5 protein-coding genes are annotated in these 6,347 nt (G+C 71.3%); all 5 read right to left on the bottom strand.

The window, feature by feature from the left end; all coding sequences use genetic code 11:
* Nucleotides 1-92 precede the first annotated feature (92 nt).
* Nucleotides 93-1,751, bottom strand: coding sequence for an ABC transporter ATP-binding protein (locus tag AC1D12_RS21365; protein WP_477842715.1), 1,659 nt, complete (start codon nucleotides 1,749-1,751; stop codon nucleotides 93-95).
* On the bottom strand, nucleotides 1,751-2,593 hold the full coding sequence (locus tag AC1D12_RS21360; protein ID WP_477826909.1) for an ABC transporter permease: 843 nt from the start codon (nucleotides 2,591-2,593) through the stop codon (nucleotides 1,751-1,753). Before AC1D12_RS21360 ends, AC1D12_RS21365 begins: the two co-directional genes overlap by 1 nt.
* Nucleotides 2,590-3,546: an ABC transporter permease gene (locus AC1D12_RS21355; RefSeq protein ID WP_477842713.1), complete on the bottom strand. Its 957-nt coding sequence runs from the start codon at nucleotides 3,544-3,546 to the stop codon at nucleotides 2,590-2,592. The genes AC1D12_RS21360 and AC1D12_RS21355 overlap by 4 nt, the downstream gene beginning before the upstream one ends.
* A gap of 9 nt (nucleotides 3,547-3,555) precedes the next feature.
* Complete coding sequence (locus AC1D12_RS21350) at nucleotides 3,556-5,175, bottom strand: ABC transporter substrate-binding protein (protein WP_477842711.1); 1,620 nt, start codon at nucleotides 5,173-5,175, stop codon at nucleotides 3,556-3,558.
* Nucleotides 5,176-5,237: 62 nt separating this feature from the next.
* The coding region (locus AC1D12_RS21345; RefSeq protein WP_477842709.1) for an NAD(P)/FAD-dependent oxidoreductase at nucleotides 5,238-6,347 on the bottom strand (1,110 nt) is incomplete at its 5' end.

Genomic DNA, 6,347 nt, shown 5'->3' with positions numbered 1-6,347 from the left:
TCGCTCCAGCGCGCGTCGATGAAGTTCTGCTGGCGTTGCAGCGTCGGAACGGTCAGGGTCAGGGGCATCGCGAAGAAAGAAGGGGTTGGGGGTCAGGCGGTGGCCGGCACGTCGTGCGCGTCGGGCACGTCATCCAGCCAGCCGCAGCGCAGCTCGGGCACCGAGCGCGCGAGCAGTTCGTAGTAGGGGTGGTGCGGGCCGCGCTCGAAGTCGGCGCGCGCCACCTGCGTGAGCTTGCGGCCGTGCTGCATCACGACGATCTCGTCGCACACCGMGCGCACGGTGTGCAGGTCGTGGCTGATGAACAGGTACGAGACGCCGAGCTCGCGCCGCAGCTGCGCCATCAGGTCGAGCACCGCGGCGCCGACCACGCTGTCGAGCGCCGAGGTCACCTCGTCGCACAGGATCAGGTCGGGCTCGGCGGCCAGCGCGCGCGCCAGGTTCACGCGCTGCTTCTGGCCGCCCGACAGCCCGCCGGGCAGGCGCTGTGCCAGCGTGGCCGGCAGCTGCACCAGGTCGAGCAGCTGCGCGATGCGCGCGCGCAACGCGGCGCCGCGCAGGCCGCGGTASARCTGCAGCGGCCGCGCSAGGATGCGTTCGATGGTGTGCGCMGGRTTGAGCGCSGTRTCCGCCATCTGGAACACGATCTGGATGCGGCGCAGGTCTTCCTTCGAGCGCCGGGCCAGCGCGGTCCCGAGCTCGCGGCCGTCGAACACGATGTGCCCGCCGGACGGCGCGATCAGCCCGGCGATCGCGCGCGCCAGCGTGGTCTTGCCGGAGCCGGATTCGCCGATCACGCCGATCGCCTGGCCGCGCTGCAGCGTCAGGTCGATGTCCTGCAGGATCGGCAGCGCCGGGCGGCCCTGGCGGTCGAGCGGCCCGTAGCCGGCGCTGAGGCCGGTCACTTCCAGCAGCGGCCGTGCCGTGGCCTCGGCGGCCTCGGCGGCTGGCCGGCCGGCATCGCGCACCTTCGGCTGCGCGGCGGCCAGCAGGCTCTGCGTGTAGTCGTTGGCAGGCGCCTGCAGGATCTGCCCGGTGCGCCCCAGCTCGCGCATCGCGCCGTCGCGCAGCACCAGGATGTGGTCGGCCATCTGCGCGACCACCGCCAGGTCGTGGCTCACGTAGACCGCGGTGGCGCGGCGCTCGCGCACCACGCGGCGGAAGGCGCGCAGCACCTCGRTCTGCGTCGTCACGTCGAGCGCGGTGGTCGGCTCGTCGAGGATCACCAGGTCGGGGTCGCTGATCAGCGCCATCGCCGCCATCAGCCGCTGCAGCTGCCCGCCCGACACCTGGTGCGGGTAGCGCGCGCCGATGTGGTCGGGGTCGGGCAGCGCGAGCTCGCGGAACAGCGCGACCGCCTTCGCCTCGGCCTCGGCGCGCGGCATCAGCCGGTGGATGCGGGCCGGCTCGACCACTTGGTCCATCAGGCTGCGCGACGGGTTGAACGAGGCGGCCGCGCTCTGCGCGATGTAGGCCACGCTGCGCCCGCGCAGCGCGCGCTGCTGCGCCGGGGTCAGCGCCAGCACGTCGGCATCGCCGATGCGGATGCTGCCGCCGGCGATGCGGCAGCCGTTGCGCGCATAGCCCATCAGCGCCAGCGCCGTGGTGGTCTTGCCCGAGCCCGATTCGCCGATCAGCGCCAGCACCTCGCCGGGGGCGATGCTGAAACTCAGGTCGCGCACGATGGGCTGCTCGCCGTCGCGCGTCTGCGCGACGATGTTCAGGCCGCTGACGGTGACCGGCGCGCCCATCAGCGTTCCCCGCGGGCCGAGCGCCCGGGCAGGTTGTCGATCAGCAGGTTGACCGCGATCGTCAGGCTGGCGATCGCGAGCGCCGGCATGATGATGGCGGCGCTGCCCAGCGGCAGCGCGCCGATGTTCTCGCGCACCAGCGAGCCCCAGTCGGCGGCCGGCGGCTGCACGCCCAGGCCGAGGAAGCTCAGCGACGCGAGCAGCAGCACCACGTAGACGAAGCGCAGGCCGAGGTCGGCCGCCATCGGGCCGACGATGTTGGGCAGGATCTCGTTGAGCATGATGTACAGCCGCCCCTCGCCGCGCGTGCGCGCCACGGTCACGTAGTCCATCGCGTCGATGTTGACGGCGAGCGAGCGCGCGATGCGGTAGGCGCCCGGCAGGTAGATGACGGCCGCGGTGACGACCAGCGTCGACATTGCCGAGCCGAAGGCCGCGACCATGATCAGCGCGAACATCTTGCCGGGCACCGAGGTCAGCGTGTCCACCGCGCGGCTGAGCAGCGCGTCGACCCAGCGCCCGCTGGCGGCCGCCAGCAGCGCGAGCAGCGTGCCCATGCCGCTGGCCAGCAGCGTGGCGGCCAGCGCCACGCCCACCGTGTAGCGCGTGCCTTGCACGACGCGGGCGAACACGTCGCGGCCGAGGAAGTCGGTGCCGAACCAGTGCGCCGCGCTCATCGGCGCGAACACCGCGGCGTCGCCCATGCTGCTGCCGCTGTCGCTCAGCAAACCGGGGCCGAGCAGCGCGGCCAGCAGCCAGAACAGCAGCACGGCGGCGCTGGCCCAGGCGAGCGGGCTGGTGCGTGTTCGCCGGGGGCGGACGGGAAGGGGGGTGCTGTTCATCGGTAGCGCAGCCGCGGGTTGGCCACGATGCTGCAGATGTCGGCCAGCGTCACCAGCAGCAGGTAGGCGGCGCAGAACAGCATCGCGCAGGTCTGCACCAGCGGCATGTCGCGCTGCGTCACGCCGTCGACCATCAGGCTGGCGACGCCGGGGTAGTTGAAGATGGTCTCGACGATGATCACGCCGCCCAGCAGGTACGACAGCGTCATCGCGACCGCGTTGGCGATCGGGCCGACCGCGTTCGGCAGCGCATGCGCGAGCACGGTGCGCATCGGCGTCGCGCCCTTCAGCAGCACCATCTCGATGTACGGCGCCTTCAGCTGGTCGATCACCGCGGCGCGCGTCATGCGCATCATCTGCGCCACCATCACGCAGCACAGCGTCATCACCGGCATCGCGAACGATCGCAGCATCTTCAGCGGCGAGTCGAAGCTGACGCCGTACGACAGCGCCGGCAGCCAGTGCAGCTCGACCGCGAACACCAGCACCGCGAGCGTCGCGACGAGGAACTCGGGCACCGACACCACGGCGACGGCGCCGCCGCTGACGATTCGGTCGAACAGCGAGCCGCGGTACATCGCCGCGGCGATGCCCAGCAGCAGCGCGAGCGGCACCGCGACGAGCACCGTGATCGCCGCCAGCAGCAGCGAGTTCGGCAGCCGGCTGGCCAGCATGTCGACCACCGGCGTGTGGGTGACGATCGACTCGCCCGGCTGGCCGCGCAGCAGCCCCGCCAGCCAGCGCCCGTAGCGCACCGGTGCCGGCACGTCCAGGCCCATCTGGTGGCGCAGCGCGGCCAGCGTCTCGGGCGTGGCTTCCTGGCCGAGCTGGGCCTGCGCCGCGTCGCCCGGCAGCACCGCGGTRATCGCGAACACCAGGGCCGAGACGACCAGCAGCGACACCAGCGCGAGGCCGATGCGCTGCAGGCTGAGGCGCAGGATCAAGCCGTTCATGGCCGTGGCTCAGGCGTCCAGCCAGACGTGCTCGGCGAACGAGTAGCCCATCAGCCCGCCGAGCGGGATCGGCGACAGGCCCTTGAGCTTGCTGCTGTGGCCGTCCAGGCTGGCCAGGAACAGCGGGATGCCCAGGCCGGCCTGCTCGTGGATCATCACCTGCATGTCGGCGTACTGCTGCTTGCGCTTCGCGGCGTCGGTCTCGGCGCGCGAGGCGACCAGCAGCTGGTCGAACTTCTCGCTCTTCCAGCGCGACTCGTTCCAGGCCGCGTCGGACTTGAAGAACAGCGTCAGCAGCGTGTCGGCGCTCGGGCGCGGGTTGACGTTGCCGAAGCCGACCGCGCTGTTGAGCCAGTGGTTGGACCAGTAGCCGTCGGCCGGCATGCGCTTCACGTCCAGGTTGAGGCCGATCTTCTGCGCCGACTGCTGCATCACCAGCGCCATCTCGACCGAGTACAGCGCCGCCGGCGAGGCGATCACCGGCACCGGCGCGTCGCCCAGGCCCGACTTCTTCAGGTGGAACTTCGCCTTGTCGAGGTCGAAGGCGCGCTGCGGCAGGCCGGCGAAATGGAAGCGGTTGGTCGGGTCGATCGGCTGGTCGTTGGCGAGCACCGCATGGCCGAGCGCGACCGACTTGCGCATCTGCTCGCGGTCGATCAGGTGCTTCATCGCGAGGATGAAGTCGGGGTTGGCACCCGGGCCCAGGTCCTTGCGCATGATCAGGTCGGAGTACTGGCCCGACTGCGTGCTGAACACCGCGAAGCCGGGCGTGCCCTTGATGCGCTCGACCGAGCGCGGGTTGACCGAGCCGGCCAGGTCGAGGTCGCCCGACAGCAGCGCGTTGACGCGCGCGCCTTCGTCGCCGATGCCGACGAACTCGATCTCGTCGAGGTACGGCTGGCCCGGCTTCCAGTAGCCCTCGTTGCGCACCGCGATCGAGCGCACGCCGGGTTTGAACTCCTTCAGCTTGTACGGGCCGGTGCCGATGCCGGTGCTGAAGTCGGTGGTGCCGTCCTTCACGATCATGAAGTGGAAGGTGCCGAGGATCACCGGCAGGTCGGCGTTGGGCGCGGAGAGCGTCACCGTCACCTCGTTGGCGCCGCTCGCCTTCACGCTGTCGATCTGGTCGGCCAGCRCCTTGGCYTTGGAGGCGGTGGCCGGGTCCTTATGGCGCATCACCGAGAACACCACGTCGGCCGGGGTCAGCGGCTTGCCGTCATGGAACTTCACGTCCTTGCGCAGTTTGAAGACCCAAGTCTTCGCGTCCTTGGTGTCGAAGGATTCGGCCAGTGCCGGCTGCGGCGTCAGGCTGCCGTCGAGCGAGGTCAGGCCGTTGTAGAGCATGGTGCCGCGCGAGTAGTCGGTCTGGTTCGACATCTTCGACGGGTCCAGCGTGTCGGTGATCGCCGCGGTGGCGCCGGCCACGCGGATGCGCCCGCCGCGCTTCGGCGTGGCGGCGTGGGCCGACAGCGCGAGGCTCGACAGGCCGCCGGCCAGCGTGGCCTGCATGCCGCCCGCCATCAGCAGGGCCAGTACGTCGCGCCGGCTGGCGCCGCGCTTCAGTGCGCCCAGCAGGCGCGTGCTCTCTTGCGGACCGACGAGGTCTTCAAACTTCCGGCGCTCGTTCATCGCATGTTCCTCTGTGCAGTGGGAGGGAAGGGGTTGTCGTTCGAAGCCCGTGCGGCGTCATTTCAGGCCACCATGTCCTTGACGCGGTAGTACAAGCCGACGGCGGGGAGGAACCAGGGCGGGCCGAGGTGCCCGGGGATCGCGGGCCAGGGCCGGTCGCGCCACGGGTTGGCAGCGGCATTGCCGGCCATCACCTCGGCCATGCGCAGCCCCATGTGCACCGACATCTGCGTGCCGTGCCCGCTGTAGCCCATCGAGTAGTACAGGCCGTCGCGCTCGCCGGCATGCGGCAGGCGGTCCTGCGTCATGTCGACCAGTCCGCCCCAGCAGTAGTCGATGCCGGCGCCGGCCAGCTGCGGGAAGGTCTCGATCAGGCCGCGCTGCAGGATCGCGCCGCTCTTGCGGTCGGAGGTCGGGCTGCTGAGCGCGAAGCGCGCGCGGCCGCCGAACACCAGCCGGTGGTCGGCGGTCAGCCGGAAGTAGTGGTGGATGTTGGCCACCGTGACGCAGGTGCGGCGCACCGCCAGCAGCGAGCGTGCGCGCTCGGTGCCGAGCGGCTCGGTGACGATGATGAAGCTGCCGATGCCGACGATGCGCCGGCGCAGCCAGCCGAAGCTCGCATAGCCGCCGTGCTGCGAGGCGCCGGTGGCCAGCAGCAGCTGCCCGGCCTGCAGCGAGCCGCGCGCGGTGTCGACGCGGTGGGCATGGCCCGAGCCCAGCCGCGTGAAGCGCGTCGCGGCGGTGCCGAGGTGGATCTGCGCGCCCTGGCGCTCGGCGGCGCTCGCCAGGCCGTGCGCGAAGCGGCCCATGTGCATCTGCGCACTCTTCTTCTGCAGCAGGCCGCCGACGAAGCGCTCGCTGCCGACCTCCTGCCGCACGCGCGCGGCGTCGATGAACTCGACATCGGGGTCGACCTCGCGCCGCATGCGCTCGGCGCTGCGCGCCAGGGCCTCGCAGTGCGCCGGCCGGGTCGCGAGCTTCAGCTTGCCGTTGCGCTCGAAATCGCAAGCGATGCCTTCGTCGCGCACGACGCGCTCGACGCTGTCGACCGCCGCGTCGAAGGCGTGGTACCAGGCGCAGGCCTGGGCCGTGCCGTGGCGGTCGGCCGCCACGCCGTAGTCGACCGCCAGGCCGTTGTTCACATGGCCGCCGTTGCGGCACGAGGCCTCGCT

It is taken from the genome of Rhizobacter sp. P1_G5, assembly GCF_056405435.1.
This window is presented reverse-complemented; position numbering and strand designations above follow the sequence as displayed.